The 24,769-nt window shown below is 62.5% G+C and carries 20 protein-coding genes; 8 read left to right on the forward strand and 12 right to left on the reverse strand.

Annotation, left to right across the window (positions count from 1 at the left end; translation table 11 throughout):
• Positions 1–20: 20 nt before the first annotated feature.
• Positions 21–1,016 carry a nucleoid-structuring protein H-NS gene (locus tag F4Z81_05325; GenBank protein ID MXW04473.1) on the reverse strand — a complete coding sequence of 332 codons (996 nt, stop codon included), beginning with the start codon at positions 1,014–1,016 and terminating at the stop codon, positions 21–23.
• Between the two features lie 297 nt (positions 1,017–1,313).
• Here F4Z81_05325 and map point away from each other — a divergent pair, with 297 nt between their 5' ends.
• A complete protein-coding gene (map, locus tag F4Z81_05330) occupies positions 1,314–2,114 on the forward strand; it encodes a type I methionyl aminopeptidase (GenBank protein MXW04474.1) in 801 nt (266 codons plus the stop codon).
• A gap of 97 nt (positions 2,115–2,211) precedes the next feature.
• On the opposite strand, the gene F4Z81_05335 is transcribed toward map, so the two are convergent.
• From F4Z81_05335 to F4Z81_05380, 10 genes are all read right to left on the reverse strand, one after another.
• Positions 2,212–5,433 carry a GNAT family N-acetyltransferase gene (locus tag F4Z81_05335; GenBank protein ID MXW04475.1) on the reverse strand — a complete coding sequence of 1,074 codons (3,222 nt, stop codon included), beginning with the start codon at positions 5,431–5,433 and terminating at the stop codon, positions 2,212–2,214.
• Positions 5,434–5,456: 23 nt separating this feature from the next.
• Complete coding sequence (locus F4Z81_05340) at positions 5,457–6,845, reverse strand: sulfatase (GenBank protein ID MXW04476.1); 1,389 nt, start codon at positions 6,843–6,845, stop codon at positions 5,457–5,459.
• A 44-nt stretch (positions 6,846–6,889) separates the two neighbouring features.
• Positions 6,890–7,480: a DUF4202 domain-containing protein gene (locus F4Z81_05345; protein MXW04477.1), complete on the reverse strand. Its 591-nt coding sequence runs from the start codon at positions 7,478–7,480 to the stop codon at positions 6,890–6,892.
• A gap of 103 nt (positions 7,481–7,583) precedes the next feature.
• On the reverse strand, positions 7,584–8,012 hold the full coding sequence (locus F4Z81_05350; GenBank protein ID MXW04478.1) for a sigma-70 family RNA polymerase sigma factor: 429 nt from the start codon (positions 8,010–8,012) through the stop codon (positions 7,584–7,586).
• Between the two features lie 449 nt (positions 8,013–8,461).
• Positions 8,462–9,460 (reverse strand): hypothetical protein, encoded by a 999-nt coding sequence (locus F4Z81_05355; protein MXW04479.1) that lies wholly within the window; start codon positions 9,458–9,460, stop codon positions 8,462–8,464.
• The gene (recO, locus tag F4Z81_05360) at positions 9,457–10,242 is read right to left on the reverse strand and encodes a DNA repair protein RecO (protein MXW04480.1); all 786 of its coding nucleotides are present in this window, start codon (positions 10,240–10,242) and stop codon (positions 9,457–9,459) included. The genes F4Z81_05355 and recO overlap by 4 nt, the downstream gene beginning before the upstream one ends.
• A gap of 34 nt (positions 10,243–10,276) precedes the next feature.
• Entirely contained in the window at positions 10,277–10,750 is a 474-nt protein-coding gene (locus F4Z81_05365) for a septum formation initiator family protein (GenBank protein MXW04481.1), read from the reverse strand.
• A gap of 14 nt (positions 10,751–10,764) precedes the next feature.
• Complete coding sequence (locus F4Z81_05370; GenBank protein ID MXW04482.1) at positions 10,765–12,051, reverse strand: phosphopyruvate hydratase; 1,287 nt, start codon at positions 12,049–12,051, stop codon at positions 10,765–10,767.
• A 100-nt stretch (positions 12,052–12,151) separates the two neighbouring features.
• The gene (locus F4Z81_05375) at positions 12,152–13,315 is read right to left on the reverse strand and encodes a hypothetical protein (protein MXW04483.1); all 1,164 of its coding nucleotides are present in this window, start codon (positions 13,313–13,315) and stop codon (positions 12,152–12,154) included.
• Positions 13,315–15,600, reverse strand: coding sequence for a hypothetical protein (locus tag F4Z81_05380; GenBank protein MXW04484.1), 2,286 nt, complete (start codon positions 15,598–15,600; stop codon positions 13,315–13,317). The genes F4Z81_05375 and F4Z81_05380 overlap by 1 nt, the downstream gene beginning before the upstream one ends.
• 289 nt (positions 15,601–15,889) lie before the next feature.
• Between F4Z81_05380 and F4Z81_05385 the strand changes: the two genes are divergently transcribed.
• From F4Z81_05385 to F4Z81_05410, 6 genes are all read left to right on the forward strand, one after another.
• The gene (locus F4Z81_05385; protein ID MXW04485.1) at positions 15,890–16,285 is read left to right on the forward strand and encodes a c-type cytochrome; all 396 of its coding nucleotides are present in this window, start codon (positions 15,890–15,892) and stop codon (positions 16,283–16,285) included.
• A gap of 48 nt (positions 16,286–16,333) precedes the next feature.
• Positions 16,334–17,041 (forward strand): DUF4412 domain-containing protein, encoded by a 708-nt coding sequence (locus F4Z81_05390; protein MXW04486.1) that lies wholly within the window; start codon positions 16,334–16,336, stop codon positions 17,039–17,041.
• Positions 17,042–17,110: 69 nt separating this feature from the next.
• Complete coding sequence (gene dgoD / locus F4Z81_05395; GenBank protein MXW04487.1) at positions 17,111–18,250, forward strand: galactonate dehydratase; 1,140 nt, start codon at positions 17,111–17,113, stop codon at positions 18,248–18,250.
• Between the two features lie 100 nt (positions 18,251–18,350).
• Entirely contained in the window at positions 18,351–20,021 is a 1,671-nt protein-coding gene (locus F4Z81_05400) for an amidohydrolase family protein (GenBank protein MXW04488.1), read from the forward strand.
• Positions 20,011–20,802, forward strand: coding sequence for a 4'-phosphopantetheinyl transferase superfamily protein (locus F4Z81_05405; protein MXW04489.1), 792 nt, complete (start codon positions 20,011–20,013; stop codon positions 20,800–20,802). Before F4Z81_05400 ends, F4Z81_05405 begins: the two co-directional genes overlap by 11 nt.
• Positions 20,803–20,884: 82 nt before the next feature.
• The gene (locus F4Z81_05410; protein MXW04490.1) at positions 20,885–21,742 is read left to right on the forward strand and encodes an RraA family protein; all 858 of its coding nucleotides are present in this window, start codon (positions 20,885–20,887) and stop codon (positions 21,740–21,742) included.
• Positions 21,743–21,772: 30 nt separating this feature from the next.
• Here the strand turns inward: F4Z81_05410 and F4Z81_05415 are convergent, their stop codons facing one another.
• Entirely contained in the window at positions 21,773–21,979 is a 207-nt protein-coding gene (locus F4Z81_05415; protein ID MXW04491.1) for a DUF2283 domain-containing protein, read from the reverse strand.
• Positions 21,980–22,118: 139 nt separating this feature from the next.
• On the opposite strand from F4Z81_05415, the gene F4Z81_05420 reads away from it, so the two are divergent.
• Positions 22,119–24,305, forward strand: coding sequence for a DUF87 domain-containing protein (locus F4Z81_05420; GenBank protein MXW04492.1), 2,187 nt, complete (start codon positions 22,119–22,121; stop codon positions 24,303–24,305).
• The last annotated feature ends 464 nt before the right edge of the window (positions 24,306–24,769 follow it).

Raw genomic sequence — 24,769 nt, forward strand, 5'->3', positions numbered from 1 at the left:
GCCGGGTTCCGGGCGCCGGGTCAGCCGGCGTCCTCCATCTCGTCGTAGAATCTGGCCATGCTGCCTCTTTCCTTCGCCGCGTTGAACCGCATGCCCGACCGGGGATGCTGGTTCATGAGGCCCGTGATCATGTAGGGAATGTCGAACCCCCACATCAGTTCGGCCCGCATAGGCTCGACGTGGTACTGGATGCAGTCCAGCAGCGGACGCAGGCGGAACTTCGGGTTGTGCAGGAATCCGACAATCAGTTCCATGGGGCAGTTGCCGGCGCCGCGGCCAAGACCGCCGAGGCTGGCGTCCAGGTAGTTCGCCCCGCGGATAAGCGCCTGTATCGTGTTGGCGAAGGCCAGTTGCTGGTTGTTGTGGGCGTGGATGCCTACCTCTTTGTCGGTGGACTGCAGGGCGTTCAGGAACTTGTCCACGAGCGCTTCGATCTGTTCGCTGTACAGGGCGCCGAAGCTGTCCACCACGTAGATGGCGTCCACGGGCGATTCGACGAGCATGGAGAGCGCTTCGTCCATTTCGCTTTCCGGAACTGTCGACGCCGCCATGAGGTTCAAGGTGGTCTCGTAGCCCTTTTCGTGGGCGTCCTGGATCATGTCCAGCGCCAGCGGAATCTGGTGGATGTAGGTGGCGATCCGGATCATGTCCAGCACGCTGTCCGCGGCCGGCAGGATATCGGTCCTGTAGTCCGATTTCTCCGCGTCGGCCATCGCCGCCAGCTTGACGGGCGAGTCATTGTCGCCTACGACGCCGCGGATGTCCTCTTCGGCGCAGAACTTCCAGGGTCCGTGTTCATCCGGGGAGAAAATCTGCCGCGAGTTGATGTAACCGATTTCCATGTAGTCGATCCCACCGGCGACGCAGGCCTGGTAGACCGCCTTGACGGTATCCGCGTCGAATCGGTGGTCGTTCATCAGGCCGCCGTCCCGTATGGTACAGTCGATGAGCTTGATCTCCGGACGGTAGGTCAGCCACTTACGCGTGGGTGCTTCGTTGAGTGCCGATTGGTCCATGATCCTGTTCACTTCACTCCTGTTTACCGGTGAATTCGCCTGGCATACTTTGACGGCCAGGAATAACGGGGCCGTTCCGCGACAGAACATATACGACACCTGGACGTGGGACAAGGTATTTCAAGCGGCGCGCGAAAGCCGCCTGCGTGTCGGTTCGAGGCATCCGGCTGAATGCCCTTGACTAATCCGCCTTCCCGCTTATCATGCAAGGTGCGTTTCGGACCGCGCCGGTCAGGCGCATAGCCGGACGCACAGGACATTTGACGGTTGCGTTCAGTATTTCGCGTGGCACGGGTTATGGGCATCATTCTCAAGACCGAAAAGCAGATCGAGACCATCCGTCGCAGCGGCCAGGCCGCGACCGCGACGCTGCAGCGCATGGGTGAAGCCGTCAGGCCGGGCATCGCGACCTCCGAACTGGACCGGATCGCCCGCAAGATGATCCGGGATTTCGGTGGCACCTCCTCTTTCCTCGGGTACCGGCCCACCTTCCATCCGCCCTTTCCCGCCACGATCTGCGCGTCCATCAACGATGAGATCGTGCACGGCATCCCCAGTCCGCGGCGCAAAGTCGGGGAGGGAGACATCCTCAGCCTGGATTTTGCCATGATCATCGACGGGTACCACGGCGATACGGCCTTCACTTTCCCCGTCGGCCGCGTTTCACCGGAGGCGCAGCGGCTGCTGGACGTCACGCGGGCATCGGTGTTCAAAGGGATCGAGGAAGCGAAGCCGGGAAACCGCATCGGCGACATCGGGCACGCGGTGCAGCAATACGCCGAATCTTACGGATACTCGGTGGTGCGGGACCTGTGCGGGCACGGGATCGGCCGTAGTCTCTGGGAGGAACCACAGGTCCCCAATCACGGCAGGCCGCAACGCGGAATACGGCTCAAACCGGGCATGGTCATCGCCATCGAACCCATGGTGTGCGCGGGTGCGCACCGAATCCGTATCCTCGACGACGAATGGACGACTTCCACCGCTGACGGACGACTGTCCGCCCATTTCGAGCACACGGTAGCGATCCTGTCCGACGGTCCCGAGATCCTGACGGAAAACACCGATCTCTGGGGTTCGAACGGCCTGCCGGGATGACCGCGGTCCGCCAGGTCCTCACGGTCCTCACGGTCCGCACGGTCCGTCCACCTCGCCCGGTCCTTCAAACCGGACGTCCCCGTCTGAGCAAGAATCATTACAGGTCTTTCAATACCGCGTACTGCCGCGCTTCTTCTCGCGAGCCGGCCAGGACCAGGTAAGCCGTTTCCTCGCAGACTCCGCGGGCGGCCACCTCGTGACCCCGCATGAGCTTCAGGTGGCCCCCGGCGTCGCCCCAGCTGTCCATCCTGACTCCGCTCCCCGGCGCAACGAGAATGAATGTCCGCCCGGTACGCGGGTTGGCTGCCGCGGCCCAGTGTCCGCCATCCTGTTCGACGTACCACGGGCGCTGCTTCCGCTCGCTGTCCGCCGAGAACAGGACGGTGTCGACCATCTCGCAGTCGGGCTTCAGAAACAGATGCCATCCGCCTCTTAAGCGCCGGTGCGCGTCGCTCTCGTTCAGCAGCCTCCAGACCAGTTTGATCACCGGACCGCCCCCCAGGGTCAGGGTATCGAGTTCCAGGGTCAGGCCGCGGGACGCGTCCTTGGTCAACGCCGCCCTTTGCCGCAAGCCCGTCCACTCAAGGCCCCGGGCGCGATAGGAGACGGGCTCCGCGACGAACCTCTCGTCCTCGAGGGATTCCGTCCAGGACAGGCGGTCCAATACGATCTCGGGCTGCAGTCCGCCATACCAGGGGTAGCTCCATCCGAAGGCTTCCGGTTCAGGAAAGGCGGAAGCCAGGTGGTTGCATTCGCCGCCGGCATCCCGGATGGCGCTTACGGATCCGAGGAAGGAGGGGGCGACATCGATTTCGAGCCGTTGGTTTCGAATGGTATACACCCTGTGGCCCCCGGATTCGACGTGCCCCCCGGATTCGACCTCGTCGATTTCCACGGCCGACCCGTCCGTCAACCGGACGAGGGGCAGCTCGACCTCCGCGCCGCGCTCCCCGCTGTCCAGCACCATGCGGCCGGTGTAGACGCCGGGCGGCCGCGATGTGGAAAGCCGCACCGAACCATAGAAGGGTTGCCGCCAGTCGATATCTGAAAACGAAACCCACGGCGGGTCGCACCGCCAGCCGTCCGGCATGACGAAGGAAACGGTCCCGCTGGCCTTCCGGGACCTCCACTGCGCAATCCGGAATCGGAGGTCGGTCTCGTCTCCGCTTACCACGGCCAGGGGAGGATCGATCGATGCCTCGAATGTTTCCAGGATCCGCGGGGTGGGTTCGCTTTCTCCGGGCGGTTCCCCCCGGACACGCCGCCACAGCCTGCGCACGCCTCGCCAGCCGCCGTCCCCGACACGCAGTCTCAGGGCGCCGAAGGATACGCGGGACTGGGGCGCGCAGGTCGTCTCCACGCTCACCGACTGGAATTCAAAACCGTTCCATTCGACCTCGTCCAGGCCGTCGGGCCACAGGACCCCCATCGTTCCATGGGGCATTTCGAAGGCGCCCCACGTTTCCGCGTAGCTGTCGCCCATCTTGAAATCGTGGTCGTCCGGCACGGGCCTCTCGCTGCAACGGTCCTTGAGGATCCCTTCCCGGAGCGGCAGCGCCAGCGTCGCCTGGTTCGGCCCCCCGTTCGTGACGAACTGGTAGAGACGGGTAGTGCGGGGGTCGAAACCGGTGTTTTCGAGCGTGTGCTCCACGGTGATGACCGGCCCGGCGTTCAACCGGATGATCCGGCTGAAGACGAGGCCAGCGGCCTTTCGGGGTGCGTAGCTTGCCGTGAGGACCACCTCGTGCCCGTCCCCTTCGGCTTTCAGCTTGAAGTCCGATTCGCTGTATTCGCTGGGCCATTTCGGCGGTATGGGACGGCCGCCTTCCGTGCCCAGGTGCCTCCCGGTGGCCCGGTCGCTGATCTTCAACTGGCCGCCCTCGGCCTCCAGGGTCGCCCGGAAGATTTCGTTCTCGAACCGTACCGCACCGTCCTGGTGGTACAGTATCCCGCCCGGCGCCAACGCGAAGACGGCGTGTTTCGCATCCGCCAGGTCGACCGCTTTGCCCTCCCGTTCCAGGCGGCCAGACAGGGTCAGTCCGTACACGCCCGGGCGGTCCGCCTCAAGGACGGTTTCGAATCCTCCGAATCCCCGGGCGGGCACCGCGACGGATCGTGCGCTCCGGTCCACCGAGAGGCCGTCCGATGCCGTGACGCGGACCTGCGCTTCCACGTCTTCGGCCAACTGGCTCTGAAGGGTTACGCGCACCGGCCGCGGCGCGCCGGGAGCCAGGGTGATCTCCCCGGGATCGATGGAAAGGGACATCTCTACCCGCGGCCGGATACCGGTGGCGAGGTCGATGGGTAGATCGTCCCAACGTATGCTGGTGCGCACCCGCGGTGCGGTCTTCTTCACGTCCACGGATTCGGCTTTGGCCGAAATGCTCACCGGCGCCTCAAGGGAGACCGTCTCGCCGGGCCCCAGCGTCTTCCGGCAGTGGTAGTCGATGGACAGGTCGCCCGACTCTTTCGCTGTCAACGCGACATCGGCCGGCACGTCCTTCCGGTTCTCCAGTTTCCACCTGAGGACCGTCTGCCCGCCCCGCACCGGCTCGATGTCGTCTACCGTCGCCGAGGCGGACAACTCCGCCGTCTCCACCGCGGTCACGTGCCGGGATTCGCGGTCCACCCGGACCGTCAGTTCCTCCCGGTCCCCGGCGGACTCGGCTTCATCCCCGCCAGACCCGGCCGCGCCGTCAGAGGCCGGCGTCCCACCGGCCGTAAACCGGTAGGTAAAAACCCGCAGCCCTTCCCAGGTTTCGTCGTCGGGCCGCTGGTCGATCTGCCGTTCCAGGGACGCGTACCAGTCGTGCCGGTCGAAGAAGTACCGCGTACAGGGCATCTCGAGGATGGCGGGCATGTAGTTGCGCATAATCGGCCAGCCTCCGGCGTCCCAGAAGAAACCCGTCCGCTTGTAGGGCGCCATCGCCTTCACGTTCCCCGACCAGGTATCGAGGTCGAGGTGGTACTTCTTGTCCTCGATGGCCATCTCCACCGAACGGACGAGCAACCGCCGGCCGATGCTTCTGCCCTGGAAGCGCGGGGAGACGTTCAACAGCGCGAGGTAGAGGGCCTCGCCGTCGTCCTTGTCGTATACCAGGGAACAGTACCCGCCGATCTTATCCCCTTCGGCCCAGACGAAGACCGCGGTGTATTCCTCCTTTTCGTGCCAGTCCCGGATGTCCCGCGCCGTCGTGGGCACGCCGCTGTTCCAGGTACCGGGCCACTCGCCGTCGCTTTCGTTCCACATTTCGGCGATCGCGGCGGCGTCCCGCACAGGGTCGATCAGCCGCAGATTGGCTTGTTCCGCCATCGTCATCTCCTCATCATCTCCTCACCATCTCAAGTTGTCTCGCCATGTTCCGGCCGACCAAGTCGAACTGGCGGAGGAACCGCCGTCTCGTAGGGTACCGCCCCGGCTTCGTTCACTTCGTATCCGAACCGCTCCAGGTAATGGCCGGCGGGAAGCAGCGCGTCGCCACGCCGGGCCATCTCTTGATGCAACTGGTCGTCCAGCCGGCGCTGCAGGTCGGCATGTTCCTCCCGGCCGGCCAGGTTGGACAGCTGGCATGGATCCTCCCGGTTGTCGTACAGCAGCCAGGGCCCGTCGAGATTGCGTACATAGGTGTGTCCGGCGGTCCGGATTCCCCGCCACGGCTGGCCCCGGTATTCCGAAAAAGGCGCGATGCTCATGATGTAGGCGGCATCGTTGCCCGTAAAGGCCTCGCCCCGCACCGCCGGGGCGTGGTCCCGACCCTCGCAGGATCCGGGTACGGGGATGCCCGCCAGACCGAGGAGCGTCGGCATGATATCCACCACGTTGAAGGGGGTACTGATCCGAAGCCCCGAGCAAGCCTGGTCCGGGCAACGCATAACGAAGGGAACGTGGATGGACTCGTCCCAGGGGTGCTGCTTGCGCTGCCGGTCCTGCGACCCGAGCATGTCGCCGTGGTCCGAAGTATAGACGAAGATCGTTTCGTCCATCAGTCCCTGTTCTTCGAGGACGCCGCCGAGCCGCGCCAACTGGTCGTCGAGGGCCGTGATATGCGCATAGTAACCCGCCAGGTCGGTCCGGGCAGGATCGGGACAGTTGGGACGCACCTCCACTTCCTCCGGCGGATACAGGTCGAGGTAGCGGCCGGGCACGGCGTCGTAGGGATTATGCGGCGGCCCCCACGACAGCACCAGCGCGAAGGGCCGGTCCTGCCTCCGGTCCCGTCCCCGTGTGCGCAGGTATTCGATGGCCAGGGAAGTCTGCGCCTCCGCATCGTAGCCGTTCCAGTACAGCGGCGCTTCCGAATCCCGGTAGTACAGGGAGTGCATGTAGTCGTGGGTGCAGTTGCCCACGGCCCAGAAATCGAACCCCTGCCTGCGGGGGCCGGGCGGCGTGTATCCGCTCCGGGACGGACCGTCGAGATGCCATTTTCCGATGTAGGCCGTGTCGTAGCCCACCGCCCGCAGGACCGTGCCCAGGGTTGGCCGGTCCGTTGGAAGCCGCACATCGTTCATGAACATGCCGGTCGTCAATGGATACTGTCCGGTCAGAAGAGCCGCCCGCCAGGGCGTGCAGACCGGGATGTTGGAGACTGCCAGGTCGAAGACGACGCCCTCGTCGGCCATGCGGTCCATGTACGGCGTCCGCACCTGGCGGCTGCCGCCGAAGCCGGAGCTGCACCACCGGTGCTGATCGCTGAATACGAACACGATGTTTCTGGCGTGGTGTCCTGTCATGGATCGCTGACTCCGCAATACGGTGTTACGTTTCCAGGCCGCCGTTACGTGCGCCGGACCGCCCGGTCCAGCAACGACTTCAACGCAGGCGCAAGGTCAATTTCCCAAGCCGCCTCCCGGCCCGCGGGCGACATCTTCTTCCAGGTCTTCGCCAGGATTTCCACCAGTTTTTCATCACCTTGCTTTCTCGCGAACGCGGGCAGATAGTGCCGGAGAAACACCAGGCAGGCGACGTCCTCGAGGGTCTGCGCCTCGGGGTCGGATTTGAAGCGCTCCTTCCGGACGAGGGCCTTTACGCGGTCTACGAGGGCTTCGTCATAGCCGGCATCCCGCAGGATGGCGCCCGCGGTCTGGGCGTGGTACCAGGCCAGTTCCGTGCGCCACTGCCGGTAGCCGAGCCGGCCCACGGGAAAATCGCCGCGAGGTATCTTCCACCGCTGGATGTGCTGGCAGCGCACGGCCAGCCGCAGTGCTTCCGACGCGTCGGGCGCCAGGTCTTCAAGGCAGGCCGACATCCGCAAGCCGTACAGAAGCGCTTTCGGCATCGATCGGCCGTCGACTTCCTCGGATTCCGGATCGGCGCCATTCGCGGCGTCGATGCGTTCCATGGCCTCCGAAAATCGATCATGATCCATCAGTCAAGTCGCTTTCACTTTTCAGTCGCTTTCACCAAAAAGCCGCCGGATGATGATTCCGGCGGCTTTTTAGTAGTGGCATGAAGCGTTACGGGATCGTGTTTCAGGCGGACATGGCGAGCTGTTCGCTGTATTCCTGCGTCTCGAACGACCGCTCGGCCGGTTGGAAATCGATGCCGTGCCGGGCGCACAGCTTGCGCAGCTTGTTTACCGCACCGCCGATATGCTTTCCGCCCCGGCAGATCCCGAACAGGTGCTGGCTCACGACTCTGCGGGAGATGCCCAGGATCTCCGCGGTCTCCTGCTGGGTCTTCTGGTAGATGAAATACAGCACCACGACCTCGCACTGTTTCTGGGTCAGATACTGGGAGAGGAAATCGTAGACCGCGTCGGCCAGTTCGTCCACACGGTCTTCGCGCTGGTACCTGTGCACCCGATCCTCCCCCGTCTCGTACCAGATATTCGCTTCATTGGGATATTGCTCCAGGTCAACCTGGTCCAATCGGATTTCCCAGAATTCTGGATTATACATGAAGTGATTCTACCTCCGGTTCGAATCGTTAAAGGACAAAAAAAACACCGCGTGACGTAGGTCTCGCGGCTCCGGAGGACGTGCGTCAGTTTCCCTGATCGGGTCCGGGACTCAGGGAATGTCCCAACAACACTCCGGAGACGAGAACGGCGTGCCTGCGTCAGAGACGAAGGTCTTCGGACGCGCGATGGACCGCGCTGCAGGGAATCTTCATGCCATTTTGATCCCTCCTTTGGTGGGATTCAACCCGGGGAGGACGGTCGAAACGAACTGCTGTGGTCATCGAGCCGTCCATGGTTTCTGCGTGCTGTGTTCCCGCGGGTGCGACGACGGTATCTACATATATACATTACGGATGCACTTATATACACTCCGGATGCACTTTTTCTTCGATACAATCGCAAAAAATCGTAAAACGCAGGATCTGGTCCAATCAGGTTCCTGTCTGGCTAACGTCGAAGCCCCGATCCGGTTCCCTCGATCTGCGATTCCAGGTCGTCCCGGGTGAACCAGTTGAGCGGTCCGGGAATGGAACAGGAAAGCAAAGCGGCGGCGCGACCGTACTGCAGGGCGGATTGGGTGCAGTCCTCCAGGTAGCCGAGGAGAAATCCGGCCGCAAAGGCGCTCAGCGCCCCGTCGGTATCGACCGCCTTGATCACCTCCGTTCGCTCCTCATAGGTCTCTCCGGACGGGGAAACCGCGACGGCGGACCAGTCCGCGGCTCCCTCGGCGGTCAAGCGATGCTCCACGACGGCCGCGTGCTTCGAATCGAACCGGTTCCGTACCAGGTCGGCCGCCGCGGTCATCGGGCCTTTGAAACTCCAAATCGTCTCCAGGGTCCGCCGGGTCGTCACAAGGATGGCCGCGGTTTCCACGAGGCCGAGCACGGTACTGCCGACCACGGTGTCGAGACGCTCCCCTTCAGGCACATCCAGCAGGACGCTGACCGGGTCGTCCGCGGCCAGGGCAGCCCCGAGGGCGGATTCCAGCCGGCCGGCGTTCGCGGCATCGAGCATCGGCGCCGTGAGATCCAGGTGAAGGACGGCCCCGTCGCGGGCCGCCGTCCAGTCCTCCGCATCGGGAGGGGCATCACGAAAGGCGGTACTTTCCATGTCGTACCAGCACCGGGCCGGCCGGGGCGCGCTGCCCGTCTCGGCGTAGCAAAGCCCGGTGCGGCCCCCGGGCACGCGGACCACGTGCCGGGTGTCCACGCCGTGCTCCCGGACCTTGTTGACGAGTTTCATGCCCAGGGGCGTGTCGCCCACGGCGGAAAGCCAGGCCGTCCGCTGGCCAAGCCTCGCGAGACCGACCGCCGCCTCCAGCGCGCCACCTGACACGGCCGCGTCGAAGCCGCCGGCCTGCTCGAACCGCTCCCGACCCCGCGGGGTAAGGCGCAGATATCCCTCGCCCCAGGTCACGACGTCGTACTTTTTACCGCGCTTCCTCATGGCCTGCGCTCCCGCCCGTCCTCTTCGATGGACTCCAGGAATTTCAGCGACTTAAGCTCCCGCCCGTCGTCCATCTGGTACAGGTAGAAGGCGCGGATTGCGCGCTGGATTTCCCGCCGGGACGTCCCGACGGGTTTCAGCCGGGGCAGATGCTCCAGCGGCATTTCGCGCACACGGGACAGCAACCGGGTGGTGCCCAGGGAGAGCTGCATGGCCTCGCCGTCCTGCGCCTGGCAGTCCCGGCACAGGATTCCGCCCAGGGACGGACTGAACCGGACCGAGGCTTCCTCCGGGCGCTCCCCGCAACCCAGGCAGGCGGTGAACTCCGGACCGGTGCCGTAGACATCGGCAAATTCGATCTGAAAGCGCCAGAACAGCATTTCGCACGCGTCCGCGGACAGCCGGTCGATCGCTTCAAGCGTGCGGAAAATCAGTCCGAAGAGTTGCTCGCCGGGCTCTTCGCCGAGGACGAGCCGGTTCACCAGTTCACAGACGGCGCTGGCATAGGCCACCTTCGTCAGGTCTTCCCCGATTCGCTTGAAGTACGGCCCCGCCTCGACCTTCGAGAGATTTTGCAGTTCACGGTTCTCGCGATGGTTGTACGATACGGTGATCACGCGAAGCGGTTGGAGCGAGGACGCCATCCTGCTCTTCGGTCGCCGCGCCCCGCGGGCCACGAGCTTCACCTTTCCGAACGCCCGTGCGTATACCGTGACCAGGAGACTGGTATCCCCCAGCGGGATTCGATTCAGAACGATGGCTTCCGAGGATCGTATGGCCATGAGGAGGCCCGGTGGTTCCCGGGAGGAAACCGTTTCAGCGGTCTGGATCGGACGTCCTGGCTTCGGTGGAATCCGTTTCAGCGGAATCTACTTCGGCGGAAAACGTTTCCGCGGGGAATCGGTATATCAACTCGTCCTCCCGGACCATGCCGTGTTCCTCCCGGGCCCGCCTCTCCAACTCGAAGCGCGTTTGGTCGTCCGTCTCGGCATCGCCCTCCAGTAGTTCCAGTTCGCCGGTCAGCACGCGCTCCCGGGATTCCAGTTCCTTCAAGTCGGCCTGCAGCCGGGATCGCTGCTCCCTGAGTTTCCACATGTTGTACCAGCCGTAACTGCCGCCGATATAGACGTAGCCGAACACGACGGCGATCACGCCGAGGACGATCCACCTCAGCCGGGTCCGCTTCCGGGGCCGCCGCCGCCCGGCCGCAAACGCCCTCGAGGCATCGGATTCCGCCGAGGCATCGGACGCCCTCGAGGCATCGGATTTGAAAGGCCCCTTATCGGTCATGGGACGTGCTCCGCCTATGAAGCCCGGCGCAGGACGGACCGGCCCGCGTACCTGGCCCGGTCGCCGAGTTCTTCTTCGATCCGCAGCAGCTGGTTGTACTTCGCGGTCCGCTCGGAACGGCAGAGGGAACCTGTCTTGATCTGGCCGGCCGATTTAGCCACCGCGATGTCCGCGATCGTCGTGTCTTCCGTTTCCCCGGACCGGTGGGAGATTACTGCCGTGTATCCCGATGACTGCGCCATGTCGATGGCTTCGAAGGTCTCCGTCAGCGTGCCGATCTGGTTGATCTTGATCAGAATGCTGTTGGCGACGCCGCTTCGGATGCCCCGGGAAAGCCGGCCGGTGTTCGTCACGAAGAGGTCGTCGCCGACGAGCTGCACCTCATCGCCGAGCCGGTCGGTAAGCCGCTTCCACCCGTTCCAGTCGTCCTCCGCCACGCCGTCTTCGATGGAAACGACGGGATACCGGCCGGCCAGGTCCGCATAGTATTCGATCAGCTCCTCCGCGGTTTTCTCGGGCCGGGCTTCCGCTTCCAGCCGGTATATGCCCTGTTCGTGGAACTCCGAGGCCGCTGCGTCGAGGGCGATCGCCACGTCGGCGCCCGGCTCGTAACCGGCGTCGGAAATGCCCGACATCAGCATCTCGACGGCCTCCGCATTCGATGAGAGGTCCGGGGCGAAACCGCCTTCGTCGCCCACGGAGGTCGCGTACCCGTTTTTCAGGAGCACCGCCTTGAGGCTGTGGAAGACCTCGGCGCCCATGCGCAGTGCTTCGGCGAAGGTGGAAGCGCCCACGGGCATGATCATGAACTCCTGCAGGTCGACGTTGTTGTCGGCGTGGGATCCCCCGTTGAGGATATTCATCATGGGGACGGGGAGCATGCAGGCCCGGTCGCCTCCGAGGTACCTGTACAACGGCAGGCCGGCCGCCTCCGACGCCGCGCGGGCCACCGCCAGCGACACGCCTAGAATGGCGTTGGCGCCGACGACGTCCTTGTTGTCCGAACCGTCGAGTTCGATCATGGCGCGGTCCACCCCGGCCAGGTCGGTTCCGTCCCGGCCTCGCAGCGCCGCGGCGATTTCATCGTTGACGCTGGCGACGGCGCCGAGCACGCCTTTGCCGAGGTAGCGCGAACCGTCGCCGTCACGGCGCTCGTGCGCCTCGAGGGCGCCCGTCGAAGCGCCCGACGGGACAATCGCCCGCCCGAAGGCGCCGCAGGACAGCCGCACCTCGGCCTCGACCGTGGGGTTCCCCCTGGAGTCCAGGATCTCTCGACCTCGAATGGAAACGATATCTGTCATGCGGTTACTTTCCGTGTCGCGGTCCGGACGCAATTCACTGCTTCAACCGCTCCATATGTTAACGGCTCCGGGCCATGCGTCAAGGACAAGAAGGAAAGCGTCACGGCGACTGTTCTTCAGGCGTCTGAAGTTCCCTGAGCTGGCGGGTCACCCGGGCCAGTTCGATCAGCATTTCCTCCATGCGCGCCGCGTATTCCCCGGGGTCTTCCTGTTCCTTCCGGGCTCTGAGCTCGTCTATACTCCAACGCAGATCCTCCATGCGCGCCTGCAGCGCCTGCCCTCCAGGCGTAACGGTCCCGGCGGCGGCTTCCGGTCCGCCTGGACCGCGTCCGAAGTATATCCTGCCGGCCAGCGTCCCGTCCGTACCACCGGGTCCCGGTTCCCGGGTACCCCTACCGTCGCCGTTGTCGTCCAGCAGGGCGTGCTCGGTTGCCAGCAGCCCCTGGCCGTCGTACCACTCCGCGGTCTTGTTCCTCGCATAGACAAAGGACTCCAGTACGGAGACCCGTCCGTCCTTGTCCAGGTCTCCCGCCTGAGCTTTCAGCGCGTCGAGCAGGTGCTCCGGGAAGACCGTGGACAGCCGTTCGGCGCCGCTTTTGGTCGCCGTTACGATCACGCGGCCCGGACCGGTGAGCGCGTCGATGAAAGGCGCGCTGGAACTCGCGCCGTTCACCACGACCGTGTACCGGGCCTCGATCTCGCCGAGCGCGTCGCGAAGCGTGTCCGCCGTCAGGTCGGGGCCGGGTATGTTCAATCTGGGGCCCGTGCCCGTGGCGCTGCCATGGCCGATCAGCAGGACGAACAGATCGTCGCCGGGACGCACCAGGCGCGCAAGCTCGGCCAGGACGGCGCGGATCTCCTCGAGCGTGGACTTCACGGCCGGGGGGCCGCCTGCGGCGTCAGGATCCTCGACCAGCAGGTACAACCGGTCTTCCGGGAAACCATGTTCGACCTTCAATACCTCGAAGAAGCCGCGCGCCCAGGTCAGATGCTGGTCCACGTACTTCTGTTCGCCGCCGAGACCCGCGATCACCAGTCCGTATCGCACGCCCGACGATGGACCCGCGTGCTTCTTGTCCTGAGGACCGGCCGCATGAGCCCTTTCCGTAGCCGGACGGGCCGCAGGTTGCAGCGAGTCGGCCGCTGGGCGCGGAGGACCGGCCGCATGAGTCGGCAACCACACGGCCGGCACCAACCCCGCGGACAGCAGGCAAGCGGCCAGCAGGGAAGCGGTCATGCCCTTTGCCAGGCAGACCATGCCCATCACGACAGTCCTTTCTGGCGTCTCAGGAACCATTCGGCGCTCAGGAAGAGCAGTATGGCCGCGAACAGGAAGGGGGCGTCCCGCAGGTCCCTTTCGCGGATCGAAGTAGCCGTATCCTCGACGGGCTCGATCAATTCCGTGAGCTGTCCCGCATCGGACAGGGGCAGGTACACGCCGCCCGTGGACGCCGCGAGCCTTTCGAGTTCTTCCCGGCGAAGCCCCGCGTTCGTGAATTCGGTGGCCGATGGCGCCACGGTAAACCCGGTCTGATCGCGCAGCAACTCGCCATCCCCGGAACGGACCGACACCTCCACTTTGTGCATTCCGCCCAGTGAGGGCCGGAACTCGCCCCCGTACATTCCGCTCTTTCCCAGGGCCCGCTCGAGCCGCACGGCCTCCGTGCGGCCGGCGGGGCCCGTTACGTCGGCCCACACTTCGGCGCCGTCCACCGGTTCGAATTCCGGGTCGAACAAGCGGCTTTCGATGACCACCGGCTCGTGTCCGCCGTAGTTCGTCCGGTCCGTGGCGACCGATACCCGCCCGGGGGCGTACAGGGCGGTCCAGCGGACCATCTGGCGCCAGAACCGTTCGTGCGACTGATCTTCCGACGGAAGATGCATCTGCCAGCGCCACGTGCTGAAACCGGTAAAGGCCATGGATCGCCCTCTTCCGTAACGCTGAACCGCCAGGATCACGTTCGACCCTTCCAGCGCGTCCGCCATCGGGTCGATCGCCAGCACGGCGGCACCGGGTTTCGCACCTCCGATCCGGTTGTAACCGATCAGTTCCGGCAACTCGCTCCAGATCGTATTGTTTTCTTCCCGGGTAGACCCGAAACGGAGCAGAGGATGGTCGATCCCTTCCGCGTCCGGTTCAAGGAGAAAAGCGTGGTCGACGATGCCCATGGCCCAGTCTTCGCCGGTGAGCCGAACCGGCAGCACGTCCTCGATCGGCGTTCCCGCGTACCCGCCTTCCCGGAAGGAACTCAGTCCGCCCATCATCAGGAAGCCGCCGCCGCGGTCACTCACGAAGGCCTCGGTGAGCCGCAGCTGCTCGGGCGTGAACCAGTCCGCCTCGATATCCCCGAAAACGACAGCGTCATAGGCAAACAGCTCCTCGCGGCTCCTGGGGTACCCCGCCGTCAGTTCCTGCTTCGGATCCCGGATGCCCTGGCGGTAGATCCTTCCGTCCGGTGAGATCCGGACTATCGAGACCAGATCGATCCTGGGGTCTTCCTCCAGGGCTCTTCGAATGAACTTGAACTCCCTCCGGGGATATCCCTCCACGTAGAGGACCCGTCCGGTTTTCGACCGGTTGTCCAGCAGGAAGGCCTGCGCGTTGTTCTCCGCGATGGTCTCCGCGTTCTGCGGAGCGACTTCGGCCGAATATTCGAGAATGCCCGGCGATTCCGGCGAGAGAAACACCTGGACCCGCTGGATGTCGCCGTCCCCGCCCAGGCGCACCGGCACCGTCTCGACCACGCGACCGCCCTCCCTGATGTTCAGGTCGACGGACCGGCCCGAATACCCCGAACTGCGAAGGGTGACGACGAGGTCGGTTATGGTACCCTCCGTGACCCTGTCCGAGGCGGCTACCTTGAGAATCTCCACGTCCCGGTCGATCCGTTCCCGGCCTACGCCCACGGCATGGACCGGCGTGTCCTGCGATGCGAGGTACGCGGCCGCGTTGGCCAGCTTGTCCGTACCCGTGCCCGTATTGTCCGCGCCGTCGGTCACCAGCACCACGGCGGCCACGGGCAGGTCCCTGAACTCGCCGGCGGCCTGTGCGAGCGCGCCCGCCATGTCCGTCGCGGTCCCGGAAGCTTCCAGCTCTCCGATACCCGGGACCCGTTCGGTCCGGTCCGCGAACCGGTAGGACCTCAGCCTGAACTGTGCGGCGAGTTCTTCGAGCAGTCCATCATCCCCGAACCGGCGCTTCACCGCTTCCACGCGCGAAAGGCCTTGCGCCGCGTCCTGGATGCCCATGCTCCCGGAGTCGTCGAACAGCATCAGGAGGAAACCCCGGCGGGGCGAGACCTCGGACGACACGATGACGGGTTCCATGAGACAGAACACGACCAGCAACAGGGGCAGTATCTTCAGCCCGGTGAGCAGGGATTTCATCGGCGTAGAGGTCGCCACGGGCATGCGGCGGTAGAACAGGACGACAAGCCCGGCCACGGACAGGGCGAAAAGGACGATGACCCAGAAAGGGATCGTGGTTCTGAATGACAGGTGCTCGGACGCCCCGATCAGGCCGAGCGCGTAAAGGAACGTATCGATCACGGTGTTTACCAGGTGGGGTTACCATCGAACGGGAAGCGACGGTCCGGCCGGGCAGCCCGCCAGGGAGCGCCGCCGGCCCCGTATAGACATCGGTATTGAAAAGGTAAACGGGCGGAACTGTCAATACAAATAAGGCGTCCGGCGTGCCGGAGCAGGCTATGCTGGAAGTGCCGTCGGATGCCGCAGAAAGACCGGCCTGAAAGCCCTTGACAGCGCGGGGGAGCATACCTAATTTCCCCGAACCGCCTGTGGCGCGGGGAAGGCCCGGAGACGCGCAACAGAGTCCGCAATGCCCACGACGAAAGGAGTCGCGATGAAACGGATCATACCGGTGATTGCCGCCTGCTTCGTGATGACGGTCCTGGTCGACGCAACCGTGGACGCCCAGCGCACCCCCCAGAACGTCCAGGTCCTGACGGATCTCTCGACCCGGGATATACGCGAATACATGAAGTCGGTCAGCAGCGGCATCGGGGAAAAGTGCGACTACTGCCACAATCTGAAAGACTACGCCAGCGACGAAAAGGAAACGAAACTTATCGGCCGCGAGTTCATCAGGCTCGTGGAGCAGGTCAACGAGCAGGTGACGGCCATCAACAGCAACGTCATGAAGAAGGAAGACCTGCAGCTGGTAACCTGCTACACCTGCCATGCCGGTGAACTCACCATCATTTCCGAAGAGTAGGCATCCTTCGCTTTTCGCAACCTTCGAACCAGACGGGGTCAGACAGACGTGACAAGATACGCGGCGATCCCATTGCTGATGGGCCTCGTCCTGGCGCCCTTTACATCGGCATCGGCCCAATCACAGGAAGGCGCCTTCGAAGGCAGCCTCGACTTCAGCGTGGCGTTCAGCGGCGGCAACATGCAGGAACGTGCCCAGGTCACCATGCTGGTGCCCGAGTCGTACACCCTCTACATCAAGGGCGGCCAGACCAAGATCCTCATGCGGGGCGGCATGATCGGCCTGACGATGGGTGAAGTCATCATTGACGGCTCGTCGGGCCGCGGATTCGTCATCAGCCACATGAACAGCAAGGCCTACGAGATCGTCGCGGACCCGAACCTGAAAGAGCGGGCCGCGCCGGTCATCGTCGACGAGAACGAAACGACCGTCATCGCCGGCTACGAATGCAGGAAGTACAGAATCACCCGGGCCAATCCTTCCGGCGCGATGACCCAGTACATGTGGGTCACCGACGCGATCCAGCTGGACCTGGCCGCTTCCCTCGGAAACGCGTTGAAGGACAGCATGCCCTTCTGGACCGAGGGCCTGTCCGGATTCCCGCTGCGGATCACCACGTCCTTCCCCGGGACGGCCATGTCCATGACCCTGACCGCGACCGACGTAAAACCCCACGTCGTCGACCCGTCCATATTCGTCGTCCCGGCCGGTTACGCCATCGAGGCCATCAACCCGGGGCAGCTTTTCGGAAGATGACGCGGGCCGCCCAGCCTGATTCCACGGTAAACGCGTGAACGGGGCGTGGCCCCGGCGCCGGGAGTCGTCATGAAAATCGCATCCGTCGATCAGTTCTTCCCCCGTCACCGGACTCGCCTCGTCAGGATCACCACGGACACGGGCCTTGAAGGCTGGGGAGAGTCCACCCTCGAAGGGAAGCCCGAGAGCGTGGAAGGCGCGGTGCGTGAGCTTGCCGACTATCTCCTCGGCAAGGACCCGCTGCGCATCGAGCATCACTGGCAGCACATGTACCGCTCGGCCTTCTTCCGCGGCGGCGCCATCCTCATGACCGCCCTGTCCGCCCTGGACCAGGCGCTCTGGGACATCGCCGGCAAGCATTACGGCGTTCCCGTCTACAAGCTGCTCGGCGGCGCCGTGCGGGACCGCATCCGCGTCTACGCCCACTGGGGCATCGGCAACCTGTCCGAGGAAACCCAGGCCGCGGCCCGGGACCGGCTGGACATGCTGCTGGAGAGCGGGTACACGGCCTTCAAGACCGGCCCCGGCGGCAAGTGGCGGGGCCATGAGCCACCGGCGGTCATCGACGAGTTCGTCGAATGCGCTTTTCTCATGCGGGAATGGGTGGGGCCGGACGTGGAACTCGCCTTCGATTTCCACGGGAAGATGACCCCCGCCCTGGCCATCGAGATCTGCCACGAGATCAAGGACATGCGGCCCATGTTCGTGGAGGAGCCGGTGCCGCAGGAGAACGTGGACGCCCTCAAGCTCGTATCGGACCACGTCACCTTCCCCATCGCCACGGGCGAGCGGCTGCTGAGCCGCTGGGAGTTCCGCCAGGTCTTCGAGAAGCAGGCCGCGGCCTACATCCAGCCGGACGGATCCCACGCCGGCGGCATCACCGAACTGAAGAAGATCGCCAACATGGCCGAGGTCTACTACATCCACGTGCTGCCCCACTGCGCCATCGGGCCCGTGGCTTTCACGTCCTGCATGCACGTGGACGCCGTGATCCCGAACTTCCTCGCCCAGGAACAGGTGGACTGGGCACTCGGCGGGGACATCCTGAAGGAGCACTGGAAGGTCGTCGACGGCCATATCGAACTGTCCGACAAGCCCGGGCTGGGCATCGAGATCGACGAGCAGGCGATCCGCGAACGGGCGCCGTACCGGGAGGAACTGGGCGGCGAGCATTTCTACGACTCGGACGGCAGCGTGGCGGACTGGTAACCCGGCGGACTGGGCGGACGCAGCGCTTTCCGGCCGATCATGCGGGCCAGGCGGACTGGTAACCCGGCGGACTGGTAGCCTGAAGAGACGGGGAGATTCCATGTTGAGAATCGTACTCGCATTATCGTTCCTGCTGTCGGCGCCGGTCCTGATGTCCGGCTGCGCGCAGTCTCCGGAACCGGCCTCTCTGATCGTCCGGGACGCCCGCATCTGGACCGGGCAGTCCGGGCAGTCCGGGCAGCTCTGGGCCGAGGCCCTGGCCGTATCGGAAGACCGCATCCTGGCGGTGGGTACGAACGACGAGATGGACGCCCTGGCCGGCGACGGGACGCGGGTAATCGAGGGCGGCGGGCGTTTCGTGACGCCCGGTTTCATCGACGCCCACGTGCACTTCATATCGGGCGGGTTCAACCTCTCGTCCGTCCAGTTGCGGGACGCGCCGACGCCGCAGGTGTTCATCGACCGCATCGCCGAATTCGCCCGGGGCCTGGAACCCGGAGTATGGATCCTCGGCGGCGACTGGGACCACGAGCAGTGGGGCGGCGAGCTTCCCCGGCGGGACTGGATCGATTCGGTGACGACGGACAACCCGGTCTGGGTCAACCGGCTCGACGGGCACATGGCCCTGGCGAACACGGCCGCGCTGACTGCCGCCGGCGTGACGAAGGATACGGAGGGGGTCGAAGGCGGCACCATCGAACGCTACGAAGACGGCGAACCCGCGGGCATCCTGAAGGACAACGCCATGTACCTCGTGGGCCGGGTCGTACCCGATGCGCCGGACGAGCTGAAGGACCGCGCCCTGGATTCGGCGATGGACTACGTGGCGGCCCAGGGGGTCACGTCGGTCCACGACATGGGCTCGTGGAGCAACGTGGCGGTCTTCGAGCGGGCCCGGTCCGAGGACCGGATGAAGACGCGGATATACGCTGCTATACCGCTTTGGGACTGGCAGACGCTCGAGGCGCGGGTCGACTCGACCGGCCGGGGGGACGAATGGGTCCGACTCGGCGGCCTGAAGGGCTTCGTGGACGGTTCGCTGGGATCGCACACGGCTGCCTTCATGGAGCCTTTCACCGACGCGCCGGACGACCGGGGCCTGTTCATCAGCACCAGCGAGGACCTGTACGCGTGGACCTCCGGGGCCGACAGGGCCGGCCTGCACGTGATGGTCCACGCCATCGGCGACCGGGCCATCCGGGTTCAGATGGACATCTTCGAGCGCGTCGCGGCCGAGAACGGTCCCCGGGATCGGCGCTTCCGGATCGAGCACGCCCAGCACATCGACCCGGACGATATGGCGCGGTTCGCCGCCCAGGACGTGATCCCCAGCATGCAGCCCTACCACGCCATCGACGACGGCCGGTGGGCCACAAAAGTCATCGGTCCGGAGCGGATCAAGACGACCTACGCCTTCCGGTCGCTGCTGGACACCGGCGCGCGGCTCGCCCTGGGCAGCGACTGGTCGGTTGCGCCCGCAACGCCGATTGAGGGGATCTACGCCGCGGTCACGCGTCGCACGCTGGACGAACTGAACCCCGATGGATGGGTGCCCGAGCAGAAGATCACGGTGGAAGAAGCCCTGCGCGGATACACGCTGGACGCGGCCTACGCCTCCTACGAGGAGGACATCAAGGGATCGCTGGAACCCGGCAAGCTCGCGGACTTCGTGATCCTGGACCGCGACCTGACCGCCATCCCGCCGCAGGAAATCAGGGACGCGAAAGTAGACCTGACGGTCGTAGGCGGAAAAATCGTCTATGAACGGTGACGGCATCGGGTACACCAGGACGTGGCAGGCGGCGCCCGCCGAACCGTTCGGGGAACGCCAGCCTGCGGAGGGCGAGATTCACGTCTGGAGGGCGGCCGTCGATCTGCCGCAGGACCGGGTCGGGGAGCTGGAGCGTTTCCTGGCGGCCGACGAACTCGGTCGGGCGAAGCGGTTCCTGGTGCGCAGCGCGCGGGACCGGTATACGGTTGCGCGGACCGTCCTTCGCAACCTCCTTTCCCGCTATGTCTCCGCCGCGCCTGCCGACCTGCGCTTTCATTATACCGAATACGGCAAGCCGGAACTTGCCCACCCGGCGACTTCGATCCGGTTCAACGTATCCCATTCCCACGGCCTGGCCGTATACGCGGTCACGGCGGGTGTGCCGGTGGGGATCGATGTGGAGTACCTGCATCGCCGCGCGACCATGGACCGGCTGAAGATCGCCCACCGCGTTTTTTCCGACCGGGAGTACAACGAGCTGGCGTCCATGCCCCGTTACCGGCGCGACGAGGCCTTCCTGGCCTGCTGGACGCGGAAGGAGGCCTTCGTCAAGGCCATCGGCCAGGGCCTGTCCTGCCCCCTCGATCAGTTCGACGTCTCCGTCGACCCAAACGATCCGCCCGAATTGCGGGCCACGCACTGGGACCCTTTGGAGTCGGACCGCTGGTCCATGGCGTCCGTCGATCCTGGTCCGGACTACATCGGGGCACTGGCCGTGCCGGCCCGGAACCTGAAGATCACCCGATGGCAGTGGGACCACGACCAGGCCAGCGTAAACTGATCGAACCTGCGAAGTCCCGTCAAGGCTGACCGGAACATCCCAGTGAGGAGCGCCCATGTCCGACAAATTCTGCCCGCTGAACCTGTCCCCGGAGGAACTCATCGAGTACACGCCGGACTGGGACGGCGAACGCTTCCCGGACGGACGGCCCAAAGTGCCGGACGGGATCATCGAGCGGATGAAGAACGTCTCCATCACCCAGGCCTGGGGCGTGATGCGCGGCGCGGGCTACGAACACCAGTACGAGGGCGGCTGGGCGCAGACTCATCCCGGCAAGACGCTCGTGGGCCGGGCGCTGACGGCCATGTACATGCCCCGGCGGCCGGCCATGCGCACGGTGATGGAGACGAAAGGCGCCGACGCCGGCTGCATCGGCGACCAGATCTCCTGGCCCATCGACATGCTCGTTCCCGGCGACGTCTACGTGGCGGACACCTACGGCAAGGTGGACGAGGGGCCCATCATCGGCGACAACCTGGCCACGGCCATCTACGCCAACTCAGGCAACGGCGTGGTCTTTGACGGGTCGGTACGGGACCTGGAAGGCATCGAGGAACTGGAGGATTTCGCCTGCTTCGTCCGGGGCTGGCACCCCTCCTACGCCTCGCCCACGATCATGCTCCTGGGCGTCAACACCGCGGTGCGCATCGGCCAGGCCACGGTCATGCCCGGCGACGTCGTCCTGGGCAAGCGCGAAGGCGTCGTCTTCATCCCGCCCCACCTCGCGGAGACCGTGGTGAAGACCTCCGAACTCGTCCAGCTGAGGGATATGTTCGGCAAGCAGCGGCTGCGGGAGGGGAAATACACGCCCGGCCAGATCGACGACCGTTGGACGGACGAGATGGAGGTGGATTTCTCGGAATGGCTGGAAGGCCACATGGACGAACTGCCGGTCCCGAAGTCGGCCATCCAGGACCTGCTGAAGGAACGGACGTGGTGAGGGAGAACGGACGTGGTGAGGGAGACTACGTCAGGCACTCACTTTCGGCCTGCGCTCAAAAGCGAATTCCATGATGTTCGCGTTTTCTTCCGCGTGTTCGATGGTCATTGAGACGAGATTGCCCTCTTCATCAAGGTCCATGTAGACGTTCTCGGACATCTCCTGCGTCTCCACCGCGGCACTATCCAGGAATACGATGTGCAGCGTGTCCGTATCTTCAAAGTAGATGATCTTCATCTTGAAACCTTCCTGATAGAACTATTTCGATACACACTTAGTTCATTGCTTGACACAATCCCAGTCCTAAACAATGTTATGCCGTTATTGACTCACGTCGACAACACAGTCTTACCGTTTAGTGCTGGGGGGTATTTCAATGCCGAATAGTAACGATCGTGAACCTGGGTTCTTAACTCAGATCGGCGAAGATATTGGTGAAGAAAAGGAAACCAGTGCGGTAGATGCGATCACGAATTTGATACAACCGGATCAGTATGTCGGCGATTTACTCTCATTAGACTATGAGTCCGCCGACATACTCATCCACGACAGCCATAGAGTCAGGGTAAATGGTATTCCTTTCGGCTGTCTGCTTATCGCAAGCAGAATCACACCCGATGGACTTACCACAAACGATCCGGGTGACAGCCGTGCTTCCCTACTGCTATTAAGAGTGTCTGGAAACACAAGACTTAACTCGGACATAGACTTAAACAAAGCCAGGTTTGAAATCGTACAACGGTCTAACGATACTGAACGTAACTATGACGATGCTAGGCAAACCGACCAATTCACATTAAACCTCCTCCGTTACACTGGAGTTCGTTGTCGGATTTTGGGTACGTTTAGGGTTTTTCGTTCAGACCAGAATGAAGAATGGCAGCTACATTTTGGTGCTGATATCGACAACTTCTATGCTGGCCAAGGGATGAAAATATACAAGCCTAACGGTGATGCATTGAAGACAATCGTTAACTTTCGAAGTAGCACAACAATTCAGAATAACAAGTCGCGAATTGGCCGTCTACGCTACTCGGCTTCGAATAAAGACGATCAAACACCAGAATCTGTACCGATTGAAATAGCAGCCGATGACTTTATTGCTCAACGTACCGCGCTTTTTGGAATGACACGAACAGGTAAGTCAAATACCACGAAGACGATCGCATCTGCTTTATTCAATCTACGACAGGCGGATTCCAAAACCTGTGTTGGTCAGTTGATTTTCGACCCAAACGGTGAATACGCTAATGACAATCCCCAAGACCAGGGTTGTATTCGCAACTTGAAGTACACGAGTCCAGAATACATCGACGATGTGCATACATACGGTTCATTTAGTCACCCATACGATGAAGATCGCCATATAACTAAATTTAACTTCTACGGCGAAAACGAGCCAACTTCACTACCTTCCAGTAAGGATGTGCTTGATGACGCACTGCGAACGCTCTTACAGGGAAAACAAATAATCAATGACGCGTTAGCTGAAGAGACAGCAGGATACATAAAGGCGTTCTGTAACGCGGACTTGTCCACAACAGAAGAGCACGTAATTAACTACGGCGAATACACACGATTACGACGACGCCTATTCGTGTATCGCTGTATTCTGGCAGAATCGGGATTCGAGCATACCGGAACTGCAAATGCTAGAGGATTATTCAAAGCGGACCTCAGAAATCTGATGGGTAATTCGGAGGACCTAAAACAGTATGTACACTTACTCAATAATGGTGAAATGGAGTGGGAGGTCGCCGGTAATTTCATAAAAGCATTTGCTCAATGGGTAAAAGAATCAGCATTCAACGCATTTGATACTGCTTATGCTATAGATCATGATGGGCGGAATTGGAGCGATCCGCACCTTCTGGGACTTCTCAAATTCTACGACGATACTCGTGCACGCTCAATTACCCAAAATACACGAGTATGGCATGATCTGAGTTCTACTGCGGATTATGCTGATACCATTGTCGAGCAAGTCCGAGACGGAAAGCTTGTAATAGTTGATCAGCTTCTGGGAGATCCTGCGATGAATCGCCAAGCTGCTGAGCGGATCGCACGTAGGTTGTTCCAAGAACAGCAGCGGTCCTTCAGCCAACCGAAAATCGACCCTGATACCAATGAAATTGTTCAGCCGCCACCAGTTATCGTATACGCGGAGGAAGCCCATACGTTGCTTCCCAAAGCGAGTGAAGATGACAGTAACAACATCTGGGCTAGAATTGCCAAGGAAGGTGCTAAATTCAACATTGGCATGGTATACTCTACCCAAGAACCGTCATCATTACAGACTAACATTCTGAAGAACACCGAGAACTGGTTTATTGCTCATCTAAACAACACAGATGAAACAAAACAAGTCAGTAAATTCAACGACTTTGATGACTTCACAAGTAGTATTATCAATGTTGCCGAAGCCGGGCTAATTAAAGTAAGGACCCGGTCAAGCTATTATACGATTCCAGTCCACATGGACCTATTCGAAGCACCCACTGCACCAGAGAATGTGGACAATCAAGAAACAGTTAGCGATTCCAGTACAGACGATGATAGGTAGCATCACTATCTGGGAATAATACCATGCCGTATGTCAATGAAAGAGCGACGGGAGACTCATTGTGGCGACTCGAAGAAAACGAGAGTGTCCGTCAATTTAAGGGGGTAATTCGAACTCGAGATCCTCAGGAAAACCAAGATTTTCCATCTGTCGTGTCTCCTCCACGTAGGCAAAAGGTGATACGAAGGATCATAGCAATTGATGGGTCATCCGTAACAATGAGAGTGCAGAATGGATTCCCTAAAGCCGAGGCAGCATTGTTTAACGCTGCTGTAATTGTGATCAAAATTGATGAACTGCTGAACTTCGAAACCGAACGTATCCCTAGTCCCAGACAACTTCGTGATCTCGAAAAAGTCTATACCATGAGTGCGGTTCTTCCTGGACCCAATGTCACTGGTACTTCGAAGGAGGATGACACACCAAAAAAGTTCTTTCGTTCAACCGTTTGCAAAGAAATGAAC

The organism is Gemmatimonadota bacterium, from assembly GCA_009835325.1.
In the GTDB taxonomy this organism is placed as follows: domain Bacteria; phylum JAAXHH01; class JAAXHH01; order JAAXHH01; family JAAXHH01; genus JAAXHH01.